15 protein-coding genes and 1 tRNA gene are annotated in these 14117 nt (G+C 68.7%); 15 read left to right on the forward strand and 1 reads right to left on the reverse strand.

Annotated elements, in window-relative coordinates:
• Positions 1-146 precede the first annotated feature (146 nt).
• From MQP27_RS01035 to MQP27_RS01070, 8 genes are all read left to right on the forward strand, one after another.
• Positions 147-911 (forward strand): S1 family peptidase, encoded by a 765-nt coding sequence (locus tag MQP27_RS01035; protein WP_242759263.1) that lies wholly within the window; start codon positions 147-149, stop codon positions 909-911.
• A gap of 77 nt (positions 912-988) precedes the next feature.
• Positions 989-1792 (forward strand): S1 family peptidase, encoded by an 804-nt coding sequence (locus MQP27_RS01040; RefSeq protein WP_242759270.1) that lies wholly within the window; start codon positions 989-991, stop codon positions 1790-1792.
• A 300-nt stretch (positions 1793-2092) separates the two neighbouring features.
• Complete coding sequence (locus MQP27_RS01045) at positions 2093-3280, forward strand: phospholipase D-like domain-containing protein (RefSeq protein WP_308289901.1); 1188 nt, start codon at positions 2093-2095, stop codon at positions 3278-3280.
• Between the two features lie 258 nt (positions 3281-3538).
• A complete protein-coding gene (gene proB, locus MQP27_RS01050) occupies positions 3539-4642 on the forward strand; it encodes a glutamate 5-kinase (protein ID WP_242761318.1) in 1104 nt (367 codons plus the stop codon).
• Between the two features lie 184 nt (positions 4643-4826).
• On the forward strand, positions 4827-5279 hold the full coding sequence (locus MQP27_RS01055) for a DUF8830 family protein (RefSeq protein WP_242761327.1): 453 nt from the start codon (positions 4827-4829) through the stop codon (positions 5277-5279).
• A 73-nt stretch (positions 5280-5352) separates the two neighbouring features.
• Positions 5353-6639: a glutamate-5-semialdehyde dehydrogenase gene (locus MQP27_RS01060; protein ID WP_242759273.1), complete on the forward strand. Its 1287-nt coding sequence runs from the start codon at positions 5353-5355 to the stop codon at positions 6637-6639.
• Positions 6640-6794: 155 nt separating this feature from the next.
• Positions 6795-7370, forward strand: a complete 576-nt coding sequence (locus MQP27_RS01065) for an SCO2584 family spore wall biosynthesis protein (protein WP_443735745.1) — start codon at positions 6795-6797, stop codon at positions 7368-7370.
• A gap of 120 nt (positions 7371-7490) precedes the next feature.
• A complete protein-coding gene (locus tag MQP27_RS01070; protein WP_242759289.1) occupies positions 7491-8561 on the forward strand; it encodes an SCO2583 family membrane protein in 1071 nt (356 codons plus the stop codon).
• A 51-nt stretch (positions 8562-8612) separates the two neighbouring features.
• Here MQP27_RS01070 and MQP27_RS01075 read toward each other — a convergent pair whose 3' ends face one another.
• Positions 8613-9710, reverse strand: coding sequence for a M48 family metallopeptidase (locus MQP27_RS01075; protein WP_242759299.1), 1098 nt, complete (start codon positions 9708-9710; stop codon positions 8613-8615).
• Between the two features lie 127 nt (positions 9711-9837).
• Here MQP27_RS01075 and MQP27_RS01080 point away from each other — a divergent pair, with 127 nt between their 5' ends.
• The 7 genes from MQP27_RS01080 (at position 9838) to MQP27_RS01110 (ending at position 14104) form a co-directional block, all read left to right on the forward strand.
• The gene (locus MQP27_RS01080) at positions 9838-9999 is read left to right on the forward strand and encodes a hypothetical protein (RefSeq protein WP_242759302.1); all 162 of its coding nucleotides are present in this window, start codon (positions 9838-9840) and stop codon (positions 9997-9999) included.
• A gap of 110 nt (positions 10000-10109) precedes the next feature.
• Positions 10110-10271, forward strand: a complete 162-nt coding sequence (locus MQP27_RS01085) for a hypothetical protein (RefSeq protein WP_242759319.1) — start codon at positions 10110-10112, stop codon at positions 10269-10271.
• Between the two features lie 46 nt (positions 10272-10317).
• Entirely contained in the window at positions 10318-11004 is a 687-nt protein-coding gene (gene nadD, locus MQP27_RS01090; protein ID WP_242759322.1) for a nicotinate-nucleotide adenylyltransferase, read from the forward strand.
• A 16-nt stretch (positions 11005-11020) separates the two neighbouring features.
• Entirely contained in the window at positions 11021-12736 is a 1716-nt protein-coding gene (locus MQP27_RS01095) for an LCP family protein (RefSeq protein ID WP_242759325.1), read from the forward strand.
• Positions 12737-12838: 102 nt separating this feature from the next.
• The gene (rsfS, locus tag MQP27_RS01100; RefSeq protein ID WP_242759334.1) at positions 12839-13282 is read left to right on the forward strand and encodes a ribosome silencing factor; all 444 of its coding nucleotides are present in this window, start codon (positions 12839-12841) and stop codon (positions 13280-13282) included.
• Entirely contained in the window at positions 13282-13953 is a 672-nt protein-coding gene (locus MQP27_RS01105; protein ID WP_242759337.1) for a histidine phosphatase family protein, read from the forward strand. The genes rsfS and MQP27_RS01105 overlap by 1 nt, the downstream gene beginning before the upstream one ends.
• Positions 13954-14031: 78 nt before the next feature.
• Positions 14032-14104, forward strand: a tRNA-Ala gene (locus MQP27_RS01110).
• Positions 14105-14117: the final 13 nt, after the last annotated feature.

The raw sequence follows: 14117 nt of genomic DNA on the forward strand, positions 1-14117 counted from the left end.
CGAACATGCTCTCGCATTCAGGTGCTGCGGAGTCGACCGGCGGGGTCCACCGGGACGGCCGTAGCCCAGTGGCTCTACTGGACGAACGGATCGCAACGACTATGAGACTCCGCTCCCTTCTTGCGACTGTGGCTGTGGCCGCGTCCTTGGCCGTCGCCAGCTCGACAGCTCTGGTATCGCCGGCTGTTGCTGCCGAACTGGCGGATGACGGAGAGGTTCTGGCACTCCCTCAGGCTTCGGGAGACGACAGTGAATCGCCTGCCGTCGTCAACGGCGAAGCCGCTACGTCGGCCAGTGGTATGGGCGCGCTGCTCCTGGATGGTGAGTTCCGCTGTTCCGCCTCCTTGGTCGCTGCCGAATGGGTGCTGACCGCGAAGCACTGCGTCCTCGACATCGAGGGCGACGGGGCGAAGTTGTCGCCAGACCGGTTGTCGGTCCGGGTCAAGAGCCTCGACCGCACGAGCGGTGGCGGCGTGGTGAACGTCGAATACACCAAGGTGCGAACCAGCCACGACATTGCGCTCCTGCACCTCACCCGCTCGGCCAACGCCGAGTACGTGCGTCTACCGACAAAGAACCCGGCCGTGGGGACCACCAACTACATCTTCGGGTGGGGCTCGACCAACGGCTACAGCGGCGCGTCCACCTACCTCAAGCGCGCGACGGTCGAGGTCACCGACACCGACGCCGTGGACTACTACGGCGGTCAGGCCATCCGTAGCTACAAGATCAACGGTTACGCCTGCTACGGAGACTCCGGCGGCCCGCAGTTCAAGCTCGTCGACGGCCTGCGCTACCAGGTCGGCGTGCTGTCCACGGTCACCAGCAGTGGCGGTGTCTGCCAGGGCTACCAGACCTACGCGAGTGTGCCGGCCAGCCTCGACTGGATCAACGAAGTGGCCGGTCTGTGAGAGGCGCGTTCACGGCCTCTCGTCAATTTCCCGTCTCGTCACTATCAGAAGGATGAGCTTTGAGAATTCGTACGTTCGTGACTGCGGCCGCGATCATCGGAGCGAGCCTGTTCGGAGCCGGTACGCCGTCCGCGATGGCGGATGACACAGACCTCGCCGAGTTCCTGCCGATCGGCGCCACTGGCGACGGCGTGACCGAGGACCCGGCGATTGTGAACGGTGAGGCCGCGGACTCGGCGGACGGCATAGCCGCGATCCTGTACGACAACGATGACGCGGGCACGGGACGAGGCAATCTGCTCTGCTCCGGATCCATCATCGCCGAACGGTGGATTCTCACTGCGAAGCACTGCTTCTCGGAGACAGGGATCGGCCAGGATGCCTCCAAGATCCAGGTCCGGGTCAAGAGCAAGCAGTACAACGCCGGTGGTGGCGTGATCGAGGTGGACGACATCAAGTTGCGCACCAACCACGACATTGCCCTGCTCCACCTCACCCGCGACGCGAACGCCGAGCACGTACGTCTGGCGAGCGCCAGTCCCGTGGAGGGCACCACGAACTACATCTTCGGCTGGGGATCGCAGAGCAAGATGGGTGGTTCCCCGTCCGTGAACCTCAAGCGGGCGACCATCAAGGTCAGCGACATCGACGGCGACGACTGGATCGGCGGACGGGGCATCAAGAGCTCGAAGGGCAACGGCATTGCCTGTTCCGGAGACTCCGGCGGTCCGCAGTTCAAGCTCGTCGACGGCCTGCGTTACCAGGTCGGCGTGACTTCCTGGACGAGTTACAACACGTCGACCCATGTCTGCGTCGGCCCCATGGGGGCCGCCACCGTCCCCACCAGCCTTGACTGGATCAACGAGGTAGCAGGCCTCTAGGCCTAGGCCTCCAGCCTGTCGGAACAACCGACCCAGCGCTGTGTCCGTGCCTTCGCGGCTCGGGCACAGCACCGCGTCATACGTCACGGAGAGACCGATGTTTTGGGGCTGAGGCGCGGGTCCGTACCGCCCTGGCGACTCCCCAGGCGCCGTCATCGAGGTGCTCGGCAAAGAACCGTACGGAGTCTTTCTTTGCGCGGCAAATGCAAGGCACTACAGGCCGTTGCATGGAAAGCTTCCTGATGGAGTCGTTGTTACGCGCGTTTGGTGTCACGAAATTCTGCTTTACATCGCCTTTTCGTGTCGTATGATGTGCCGGTGATGAAAGAAAATTTCAACCGCCTACGGCGCTCGTTCCAGCTCGCTTTTCTGCTCATTATGTCATTGATGGCGGCAGTGGTTTCCGCGCCCCCCGCTGCCGCCATAGACGGAACCTGTGAGGAATCCGGCAACTATGAGGTCTGCTTCACCTACGGAGGTGGAATCGAGGACCGTCTGATTGCGGCCAAGATCAAGGCCAAGATTGATGCCACGGCAGCAGCCGCGGCCGACGGTGAGACCGGTGACTACATTCGCGTTGCGCTGTACAACTGGGATGTCGACGGAGGTGGTACTGCAATCGCCAATTCGCTTGCTGCCGCCGCGGAATCCGGCGTGAGCGTGCGGGTCGTGATCGGCCCGTCGAGTCAAGATATCGCAGATATACTCAGTGCCGCAGATATTGACTGGAAGTACTGCGGAAATTCCTGCATGGATGCCGATCACGGCTCCATGCACAACAAGTTCTTTGTGATTAAAAAGGGTGACACGAAGCTGGTGCTTCAGAGTTCCAGCAACCTGGGTAAGTGGCAGGCGCAGCATGCGCAGAACCTGCTGATCAGTCGTGATGACGCCCAGTTGTTCTCCGCCTATGTGAACTACTGGCGTCGTCTGTACGCGGGTGGCTGGACGTATGACGGTGTTACCTGGAGCACTGACGCCAGCAGGACGATCGACGGCAGCAACGACCTGTCGAAGGCCTACTTCTTCCCGCAACCCGACAGCAACCGCGTAGCTGATGTTCTGGGCAATGTCAGCGCATGTGAGGACGGCAACGACCGCATCTGGCTGGAGGCGAGCCTGGTTGAGGACGAAGCCTATGCTCGGGAGATCATCACTGAGCTCAACCGGCTCCAGAACCTCGGCTGTGACGTCAAGATCATCGTCCAGGAGCAGTCCGGTAAGGACATCATCGAGAAATACGGTGTCGACGACATCCAGATCGGCTGTGATGGTTGGAGCCACAACAAGCTGCTCCTGATCGACGCGAAGTACGCCAGCGAGTGGCGCAAGGCCGTTTTCGTCGGCTCCTACAACCTCACCGAGAACTCGGCGCATCGGGCCAACGACGTGATGCTGCGTGTCATCGACGGGTGGGTCACCAACCGATACATCGACCAGTTCCAGACGCTGTGGACACACCCACACGACTGTGACCAGGGCACCTGAGACGCACTGAGCCCTTTCGGGGCTCGCGACATACGAGGCTCCCGTGCCGCTGAGAGGGGTTCAAGCCTCGACTCACTGCCGCGGGGGCCTCGTTGGTCGTCAGTCCCGTTGCACTCGACCAGGCTGAGCGGGGCTGCCTTCTCCCAAGAGGGGACTGCCAACTGTTGGACAGATACGCGGTGCCCACCACTGTTCGCGTAGATTGCTGCCACGCGCAAGGAAGTGGGGACAACGCAGGTGGCAAGCGCTAGGCAGGCCGTGGCCGAAGCCCGCAGGATCGTCGTCAAGGTGGGCTCCTCTTCGCTGACCACCGCCGCGGGCGGTCTCGACGCCGACCGGGTCGACGCGCTCGTCGACGTCCTCGCCAAGAGCCGCAGCGGGGGAGAGAAGGAGATCGTCCTCGTCTCCTCCGGTGCCATCGCCGCCGGTCTCGCCCCCCTCGGCCTGCGCCGCCGCCCCCGTGACCTGGCCCGGCAGCAGGCCGCCGCCAGTGTCGGCCAGGGGCTGCTCGTCGCCCGCTACACCGCCTCCTTCGCCCGCTACGGCGTCCGCGTCGGCCAGGTGCTGCTGACCAGCGACGACATGAGCCGCCGCGCCCACCACCGCAACGCCTCCCGCACCCTTGACAAGCTGCTCGCGATGGGCGCCTTCCCGATCGTCAACGAGAACGACACCGTCGCCACCGACGAGATCCGCTTCGGCGACAACGACCGGCTCGCGGCCCTGGTGGCCCACCTCGTCCACGCCGACCTGCTGGTCCTGCTCTCCGACGTCGACGGCGTGTACGACGGCGACCCGAGCAGGCCCGGCACCTCGCGGATAGCGGAGGTGCGGGGGCCGGAGGATCTCGCGCACGTCGAGATCGGCAGCGCGGGCAGGGCGGGCGTCGGCACGGGCGGCATGGTCACCAAGGTCGAGGCCGCCCGGATCGCCGCCGCGGCCGGCATCCCGGTCGTCCTCACCAGTGCGGTCCACGCGGCCGAGGCCCTGCACGGCGGCGACACCGGCACGCACTTCCTGCCCGCGGGCAAGCGCTCCGCGGACCGTCTGCTCTGGCTCCAGCACGCCTCCACCCCGCAGGGCTCGCTGACCCTGGACGACGGTGCGGTACGGGCTGTGGTGGAGCGCCGCAAGTCGCTGCTGCCGGCCGGGATCGCCGCCGTCGAGGGCGATTTCGTCGCCGGGGACCCGGTGGAGCTGCGGGACGGCGAGGGGCGGGCGGTGGCGCGCGGGCTCGTCAACTTCGACGCCAAGGAGATTCCCCAGCTGCTCGGACGTTCGACGCGGGAGCTGGCACGGGAGCTGGGACCGGCGTACGAACGCGAGGTCGTGCACCGGGACGACCTGGTGGTCCTGGGATGAGCGTGGCTTCCTGACGCTCGTCAAGGACCGAAAACAGGGGGAACGCCCCGCAAAACGGCCCGCCCTGAGGTGGACGTTCCGCAAAACCGCCCCACGGACCCTTGCGGCCTGCTCAACTTTGTCTCAGGGACACATTCCGCCGAGCATCGCTCGACCCGTGGTGAAGGAGGCCGTCGTGAGACGAGTGCGCCCTGGGGCGGCGGCGTCCCGCGACGGCGTCGCCTCCCGTCCGGCCGGCGAGGAGCGCGCCCTGACCAGCGTCGCGGCCGGCGACCGCTACGAGGAGCCGGCCGATCTGCCCCGCCTGTGGCACGTCACGCTCAGCGTCTCCGGCAAGGAGGCCCCGCTGAAGGAGGTGCGGCGCGGCCTGGAGCAGCTGGCCCACGACCACCCCTTTCTGCTGACCAGCAGATACGCCAACGACCACGCGGAGATCCGCTACTGGGAGGAGGCCCGCGACCTGCACGACGCCGCCGCGGTCGCCCTCCGGCTGTGGGGCGAGCACCGCCAGACCGCGAAGCTGCCGCCCTGGGAGATCGTCGGCCTGGAGGTCATCGACCGCGAGACCTACCACCAGCGCCTCGCGGAGGGCTACGGCCCGCCACCGGCTTCTCCCGTCGGCGTGCACCCGTTTTGAGCCGCCTTGGACAGGTGTCTCGGGGTTTGGAATCCCTGGTGGTCCGGTCCGCCCCGCGCACTACCCTTCCCTCATGACCACGCTTTCGCCGTACGACTCCATGTCCCCGGTCAACCGGGCCGCCTACCGCGCCAAGGCCGCCGCCGCCGACCTCGCCCCGCTGCCGCGCGCGGTCAAGGACGACGCGCTGGCCGCCATCGCGGACGCCCTGGAGGTCCGTACGAGCGAGATCGTCGAGGCCAACGCGAAGGACATCGCCAAGGCCCGCGAGGCCGGCACCAGCGAGGCGATCATCGACCGGCTCACCCTCACCCCGGAGCGGGTGCGGGCCATCGCCTCGGACGTACGGGACGTCGTCGCGCTGCCCGACCCGGTCGGCGAGGTCGTCCGCGGCTCGACCCTCCCGAACGGCATCGACCTGCGCCAGGTCCGCGTCCCGCTCGGCGTGGTCGGCATCATCTACGAGGCCCGCCCGAACGTCACCGTGGACGCCGCCGCCCTCTGCCTGAAGTCGGGCAACGCGGTCCTGCTGCGCGGCTCGGCCTCCGCGTACGAGTCGAACACCGCCCTGGTGCGGGTGCTGCGCGACGCCGTGGGCGGGGCGGGCCTGCCCGCCGACGCCATCCAGCTGGTGCCCGGCGAGAGCCGCGACAGCGTCCGCGAGCTGATGCGGGCCCGCGGCCTGGTCGACGTCCTGATCCCGCGCGGCGGCGCCTCCCTGATCCAGACGGTCGTCACGGAGTCCATCGTCCCCGTCATCGAGACCGGCACCGGCAACTGCCACGTCTACGTCGACGCCCAGGCCGACCTCGACATGGCGATCGACATCCTGATCAACTCCAAGGCCCAGCGGCCCAGCGTCTGCAACGCCGCCGAGACCCTCCTGGTCCACCAGGACATCGCCCCCGAGTTCGTGCCGCGCGCCCTGGACGCCCTCGCGGAGGCCGGGGTGACCGTGCACGCCGACCCGCGTGTGCTGGCATATGCCAAGGACTCCAAGGCGACCGTCGTCGAGGCCACCGCGGAGGACTGGGACACCGAGTACCTCTCCTACGACATCGCCGCCGCCGTCGTCGACTCCCTCGACAAGGCCGTCGACCACATCCGGTTGTGGTCGTCCGGTCACACCGAGGCGATCGTCACCACCTCCCAGCAGGCCGCCCGCCGCTTCACCCAGCTGGTCGACTCCACGACGGTCGCGGTCAACGCCTCCACCCGCTTCACCGACGGCGGCCAGTTCGGCTTCGGCGCGGAGATCGGCATCTCGACGCAGAAGCTGCACGCCCGGGGACCCATGGGCCTGCCGGAGCTGACGAGCACCAAGTACATCGTCACCGGCGACGGGCACATCCGGCGCTGAGCCGGCGAGGGCACCGCGGGGCGCATATGTGCGCGCATATGCGCCTGGCAAGCGCGCCCGGTGCGCGCCCGCCCGGCGCACGAGAGGTGTCTCACAAGGCGGATGAATTTCCATACCGTCTGCCCAAATTGACCCCCCAGGTCTACTCTGGATCCGTGCCGGAGGACGTGGGGGGCACGCCGTTCCCTGACGGCTGGGAGCCCGACGACGACCACGACCGCGGGGTGTCGGACGAAGAGTTCGCCTCCGTGGTCTTCGACGAGGCCTTCGTACGGGCGGCAGTGGTGCACGAGCCGACCGCCGTCGAACGCCTCCTTGCCGCCGCCCAGGCGAGAGCCGAGGCCTCCGAGGCGGAAGCACGCCGGGCCCACGGCCGCGGCGAGCGCTACGAGGACGGGTACGGCCCCGAGGGCCGCACCGGTTTCGGCCATGATCCCGAGCTCGACGACCTGGACGACACCGATGTCCTGGAGGGCCGCTACGGCGCTCCGGGGACGTACGGCAAGAAGGTCCACTGGCACCGCCCGGTCGCCTGGATGCTGGCCCTCGTGATGGGGATCGGCATGGTCGCGCTGGCCTTCACTGCGGTCTACCGGGGTGCCTCCTCGGGCAGCCGGGACCAGGTGCCGCCGCCCGCCTCGACCGGTCTCGAACAGGGCAGCGCCGCGACGCCCTCCGCCTCCGCCGACACCTCCCAGCCGGCGATCTCGGTGATCCCGCGCAACCCCTGAGCGGTTGATCGGCGCCCCGAGCGGTCTGTTCGCGCTCTCTTTCGATCCTGGTGAGAACCTGTCAGAACTTGTCGTGTACCAGGGCGTTTACCTGAGCTCCCGGAGACCTACCCTGAATGTATGGGAGGGCCTGGAGACCCACCGGAGGGGACACCCGAGGGCGGCCCCGGAGGTGGCGAGGACGAGTACCGATCCGTCGTCTTCGACGAATCGTTCGTCCGTGCTGCCCGCCTCCAGGAGTTCTCCGCGCAGGAGCGCATGGCCGACCACGCGCCCGCCGTACGCCGCCGCCCGCCCCTTCGGCGCGGCCTGTCCCGGCAGGTCCTGATCCTGGTCCTGCTGATCGCCGTGGCCTTCGGAACGGCGATCTACATGGGTGTACGGCACCCGTACACCACGCCGGCCGCCCGGCAGCCCGTGGAGCCCCTGCGGATGACCGTCATCCCGCTCGCCCCGCAGGCCAAGGTGCCGGGAGCGGCCGATCCCGAGTACCTGTACGCGCACAGCCCCGCCGCGCAGTTCCGGATCGGCGCCGAGGGCATACCGCTGCCGGCCGCGCGGCGCACCGCGCACTTCTCCGACAGCCAGGTGGTGTCCGCGCTCACCACGGCCAAGGACTACATCGTCCGCTCCTCGCTCTACCCCGAGGTGATCAGCGGTCAGGAGGTCCGGCCGGTGCGCGTCATGCTCGACGGCGACCAACTCGACCAGTTCGACCAGAGTTTCGAGCATCCGGTCGCCGACGGGCGGCACCAGCCGACGGGTTGGCTGGTTCGCTTCGACCAGACCCGCGCCGAGCTCGCCGACCCAAAGATCCGCGTGGAGGGCTCGCTGCAGGCGTCGGAGACCGACTCGGCGACGCTGGAGGTGACCGCGGACCACACCTTCGTGTACGCGCTCAAGCCGACGGGCTCCGGTACCAAGGCGGAGGCCTCCCTGTTCACCGTCCGGCGCGAGCTGCAATTCCGCTTCGACCGCGACGATCTGCGGCTGCACCAGGCGCAGTTGGTGGTGTCCTACGTCCAGGTGGGGCCGCTGTCCTGCGCGGAGGACTCCACGAACCACTTCCACCCGCTGCTGGCAGGGCAGACCGCGCGGACGGGCGGCCCGGCGGGCACCGATCCGTATGCGACCGGTGGAACCACCGCGTTGTGCGGCTCGCTGGCGACCAGCGCGGAGCCGAAGGTGTGAGAGAGGCCGACGAGATCTCCGGTCCCGTCGGCCTCCTCCCGGCCTCCTCGCTCAGCTCTCGTCCCGGCCTGTCTCGTCCGCCGGCGGCTCGTCCCGCGGCGGCGCCGAGCTCGTGAAGCCGTCGAAGCCCCGGCGGACCCGGCCGCCGATTCCCCCGGCCCCGCCCGCGATGTCGCTGACCAGCTTCATCAAGGGGTCCTTGGAGCTCTTCACATTGCCGGCGTAGCTCGCCGCGGACTCCTTGAAGGAGTCGGAGACCGAGGTGTCCTTGTCCTCGTCGCGGCGCGGGTAGTGGCCGTCCATGATCCGCTGGTAGTCGCGGGTCTCGGACCACTTCTTCAGCTCGGCCGCCCGGATCGTGGTGAACGGGTGCGAGCGCGGCAGCAGGTTCAGGATCTTCAGCACCGAGTCGCGCAGGTCGCCGCCCGCCTCGTACTCCTCGGCCTGCTTGAGGAACGCGTCCACGTTCATCTCGTGCAGGTGGTTGCCGCCCGCGATCTTCATCAGGCCGCGCATCGAGGCCTTCAGGTCCTGCCCGACCAGGAGACCCGCGCGGTCCGCGGACAGCTCCGACTTGCGGAACCACTCGCGCAGCGCCGTCACGATCGCCATGATCGCGAGCGTGCCCAGCGGGATCCAGGCGACCCGGATCGCCAGGTTCGTGAGGAACAGCAGGATCGTGCGGTACACCGCGTGGCCGGACAGCGCGTGGCCCACCTCGTGGCCGATGACCGCGCGCATCTCCTCCTCGTCGAGCAGCTCGACGAGTCCGGTGGTGACGACGATGATCGGCTCGTCCAGGCCGATGCACATCGCGTTCGGCTGCGGGTCCTGGTTGACGTACATCGGCGGGACCTTCTCCAGGTCCAGGATGTAACAGGCGTCCCGCAGCATGTCGTTGAGGTGGGCGAACTGCTGGTCCGAGACGCGCACCGAGTCGGACAGGAACAGCAGCCTCAGGCTGCGCTCGGGCAGCAGCCCGCTGAGCGCCTTGAAGACCGTGTCGAAGCCGCTCAGTTTGCGCAGCGCCACCAGCGCGCTGCGGTCGGCCGGGTGCTCGTACGCACGCGAGGAGATCCCGGGAAAACGCCTGCGCTGCCTGCTCGGTACGTTCTCGTGTCCGTTGTGCTCGTGGCCGTCGTCGGACATGTCTTCCCCCATGTGCGTGTGAGTGGCCCTTTGCGGACCCTTGTGCGGCCCTTTGCGCCCCCGAAGCAAGGCCCAGCCTAGGCGGAGTTACCGTGGACGGGCACTACACCGAAGGAGTCCCACAGTCATGGAGCACACCCCCGCGGCCGCCTGGCTCGCCGAGGCCGCGAGCGCCGCACAGCATCAGGGGTCGGGGTATCTGCTCCGGGTCGTGATCGTCGTGATGTTCCTGGGTTGCGCGTTCACCGGGTGGTTCCTGCTGCGGGGCTACAAGCGGAAAGACGACTGAGCCGCGCCCAGGGTTCCCCAACGGAGGAGTCGGCGTGATCGCCGCCCGGCCGCCCGCTTACGATTGGGCCGACGTTGTTGTCCCGCCCACACCCGATAGGTCTGCTGCCGATGAGCCTCCACAGCACCGCTGCCCAGTTGGTCACCCTCGCTGCCGAGGGCGAGCACGGCGGCAACCACGAAAGCCTGCAGCCGGCCGTCACCGGCGGCGGCGCCCTGCTCATCCTGCTGCTCCTGCTGTGGATCACCACCCGCTTCAACCGCGACCGCTGAGTCCGGCGACCGGCGCCCTCAGGCCGGGCCGGTAGGGTCTGCACGCATGGGAGAGCAGGACATGCCTACCGGTCCGGCGACAGACGCGAAGACCGGCACGGAACGCCGCCCGGTGAGCGGCCCCGGCAACGGCCCGTCGAACCCGGGCAAGCGCCGCCTGGGCGTCATGGGCGGAACGTTCGACCCGATCCACCACGGGCACCTCGTGGCGGCCAGTGAGGTCGCCGCGCAGTTCCACCTGGACGAGGTGGTGTTCGTGCCGACCGGCCAGCCGTGGCAGAAGACCCACCGCGACGTCTCCCCGGCCGAGGACCGCTACCTGATGACGGTCATCGCGACCGCCGAGAACCCGCAGTTCTCCGTCAGCCGCATCGACATCGACCGCGGCGGCCCCACCTACACCGTCGACACCCTGCGCGACCTGCGCCAGCTCAACCCCGACACGGACCTCTTCTTCATCACCGGCGCCGACGCCCTGGGCCAGATCCTCACCTGGCGCGACTCGGAGGAGCTCTTCTCCCTCGCGCACTTCATCGGCTGCACCCGGCCCGGCCACCCGCTGACCGACCACGGCCTGCCGGAGGGCGGTGTCTCTCTGGTGGAGGTTCCCGCGCTGGCCATCTCCTCCACAGACTGCCGTGCGAGAGTCGCCAAGGGCGAACCCATCTGGTACATGGTGCCGGACGGAGTCGTGCGCTACATCGACAAGCGCGAGCTGTACCGCGGCGAGTGAGCCGAGAGGGGCACCGGTGAACGACCGATACGACGCGGGCTACGGCGAAGACCGCGAGGACCAGTACGAACTCGTCGGCTACGACGAGTACGGCCGGCCCGTGTACCGGCAGGTCCCGCCGCAACAGGCCCCCCAGCAGCAGTACGACCCGTACGGCCGGCACCAGCAGCAGGGTTACGGCTACGACCCGTACGCCACCGGCTCCCAGCAGCCCGCCCCGTCGTACGACCCCTACGGGACGGGCCAGCAGCCGTCCGTGCCCGCCTACGACCCGTACGGCACCGCCACGCCCCAGGGCGGCACCGCCAGCGCCCCGTCCGCGTACGACCCCTACGGGCGGGCCGCCGCCAGTGGGCAGCAGCCCCGCGTCGCCGAGCAGACCGCCTACATCCCGCAGCAGGCCGGCCCGGCCGAGCCGGCCGACGACACGGAGAGCCCCGCCCGGCCCGAACGGGACTACCGCACCGAGCAGTTCGCCTTCGTCGAGGACCCCGACGCCGACTCCGAGGACGTCATCGACTGGCTGAACTTCACCGAGAACCGCACCGAGCGCCGCGAGGAGGCCAAGCGCCGCGCGCGCAGCCGGCTCGTCGCCCTCGTCGTGGTCCTCGCCCTGGTCGCCGTCGGCGGTGTCGGCTACCTCTGGTACGCCGGAAAGCTGCCCGGCCTGTCGAAGTCGGACACCAAGAAGGGCACGGCGACGGCCGCGGGCGCCCAGAACCGCGACGTGATCGTCGTCCACCTGCACAACACCAAGAAGGGCGGCACCTCCACGGCGCTGCTCGTCGACAACACCACCACCAAGCAGGGCACCACCGTCCTGCTGCCCAACGACCTCTCCGTGACCGACGACGACGGCAACTCCACCACCCTCGCCAAGTCCGTCGACGACGACGGCTCCTCCGGCACCCGCGACGCCCTCGACACCGTCCTCGGCACGGACATCGAGGGCACCTGGCGCCTGGACACCCCCTACCTGCAGAACCTGGTCGACCTCGTCGGCAACATCGAGGTCGACACCAACGCCGACGTCCCCGACCCGGACGCCACCAAGAAGGGCGCCGCCGCCCTGGTCCACAAGGGCAAGGACCAGACCCTCAGCGGCAAGATGGCCGTCGCCTACGCCACCTACCGCGCCTCCGGCGAGGCCCAGAACGCCCAGCTGGAGCGGTTCGGCCAGGTCATGCAGGGCGTGCTGCGCAAGATCTCCTCGGATCCGACCGGGGCGACGACCACCGTGCAGACACTGGCCCAGATCCTGGACCCGTCACTGACCGACAAGGACCTCGGCACCTTCCTCGCCAAGCTCGCCGACCTCGCCAAGGGCGGCGACTACAAGACCGCCCTGCTGCCCGTCCAGAGCGACGGCACGCTGAGCGAGCAGGCCAGCGCCAGTGTGGTGAAGGACGTCCTCGGCGGTACCGCCAAGAGCCCCGACCAGGGCTCCGCGGTCCGGGTCTCCGTCCAGAACGCCAGCGGTGTGAAGGACAACACCGAGAAGGCCCGCGTGGTCCTGCTCAACGGCGGCTTCACCTTCCTGGGCGGCGGCACCGCGTCCACCACCTCGGCCACCTCCAAGGTCGTCTACACGGACACCGCCGACAAGGAGAACGCCACCGAGGTCGCCAAGACCCTGGGCCTGTCCGCGAGCTCCGTCAGCAAGGGCAAGACCACCTCGAACGCGGACGTGTCGGTGACCCTCGGCCAGGACTACAAGCCCTCGTCGTCCTAGGCGCGGCCCCGGGCGCCCCATGTGATCCCTTAATCACGTGGGGTGCCCCCGGCGGTCCGTGAGACCCTTGATGTCAAGTGACCGCCGACCGAAAGCCACGTAGTGACCGCCACTGACCGTTCTCTCGAGCTCATCAACACCGCCGCCCAGGCGGCCGCCGACAAGCTCGCGCACGACATCATCGCCTACGACGTCAGCGACGTCCTGTCGATCACGGACGCCTTCCTGCTGGCCTCCGCACCCAACGACCGCCAGGTCAAGTCGATCGTCGACGAGATCGAGGAGCGGCTGCAGAAGGAGCTCGGCGCCAAGCCGGTACGCCGTGAGGGCGACCGCGAGGCCCGCTGGGTCCTGCTCGACTACGTCGACATCGTCGTCCACGTCCAGCACAGCGAGGAGCGGGTCTTCTACGCCCTGGAGCGGCTGTGGAAGGACTGCCCCGAGCTGGAGCTCCCGGCCGACGCCAAGGCCACCCGCGGCAAGGGCGAGGAGCACGCCAAGCTGCAGGCCGCCGAGGAGGCGGCCGACCTGGGCGGTGAGTGGTGATGAGCGCCACCGGTGAGGTCTCGGCCGGCAGGCCCGGCCGGGGCCGCCGCGTCATCCTGTGGCGGCACGGCCAGACCTCGTGGAACGTGGAGCGCCGCTTCCAGGGCACCACCGACGTCGAGCTCACCGAGACCGGCGTCGCCCAGGCCCGCCGCGCCGCCCGGCTGCTCGCCTCCCTCGGGCCCGACGCGATCGTCGCCTCCGACCTCCAGCGCGCCGCGAACACGGCGGCCGAGCTCGCCGCGCTCACCGGCCTGGAGGTCACCCACGACGAGGGGCTGCGCGAGACCTACGCGGGCGTCTGGCAGGGGCTGACGCACGAGGAGATCATCGGGCGGTACGGCGAGGAGTACGCCGCGTGGAAGCGCGGAGAGCCGGTCCGCCGCGGCGGCGGCGAGCTGGAGACCGAGGTCGCCGAGCGGGCCGCCCCCGTCGTGCTCCGGCACGCCGACAAGCTCCCCGACGACGGCACGCTCGTGGTCGTCAGCCACGGCGGGACGATCCGCACCACCATCGGCCGTCTGCTCGGCCTGGAGGCCCGCCACTGGGAGAGCCTCGGCGGCCTCTCCAACTGCTGCTGGTCCGTCCTGGGCGAGGGCGCCCGCGGCTGGCGCCTGCTGGAACACAACGCCGGCACGCTCCCGGAACCGGTGCTCGGCGACGACGACTGAGCGGATTTCACTTTCCGGCAGGTCGCAGGCTAAAGTTCTTCTTGTTCGCCCCGCCGAGCGGGAAGAACAAAGGAACAAGGGGCTATAGCTCAGTTGGTAGAGCGCCTGCATGGCATGCAGGAGGTCAGGAGTTCAATTCTCCTTAGCTCCACAATCGACACTCT

It is taken from the genome of Streptomyces cylindrosporus, assembly GCF_022698165.1.
GTDB lineage: Bacteria > Actinomycetota > Actinomycetes > Streptomycetales > Streptomycetaceae > Streptomyces > Streptomyces cylindrosporus.

Bases quoted from the DNA above. Each gene is read 5' to 3' on its own strand.
- MQP27_RS01060 (WP_242759273.1), top strand. From the start codon at position 5,353: ATGACCACGCTTTCGCCGTACGACTCCATGTCCCCGGTCAACCGGGCC.
- MQP27_RS01070 (WP_242759289.1), top strand. From the start codon at position 7,491: ATGGGAGGGCCTGGAGACCCACCGGAGGGGACACCCGAGGGCGGCCCC.
- MQP27_RS01075 (WP_242759299.1), bottom strand. From the start codon at position 9,710: ATGTCCGACGACGGCCACGAGCACAACGGACACGAGAACGTACCGAGC.
- MQP27_RS01080 (WP_242759302.1), top strand. From the start codon at position 9,838: ATGGAGCACACCCCCGCGGCCGCCTGGCTCGCCGAGGCCGCGAGCGCC.
- MQP27_RS01085 (WP_242759319.1), top strand. From the start codon at position 10,110: ATGAGCCTCCACAGCACCGCTGCCCAGTTGGTCACCCTCGCTGCCGAG.
- nadD (WP_242759322.1), top strand. From the start codon at position 10,318: ATGGGAGAGCAGGACATGCCTACCGGTCCGGCGACAGACGCGAAGACC.
- MQP27_RS01105 (WP_242759337.1), top strand. From the start codon at position 13,282: ATGAGCGCCACCGGTGAGGTCTCGGCCGGCAGGCCCGGCCGGGGCCGC.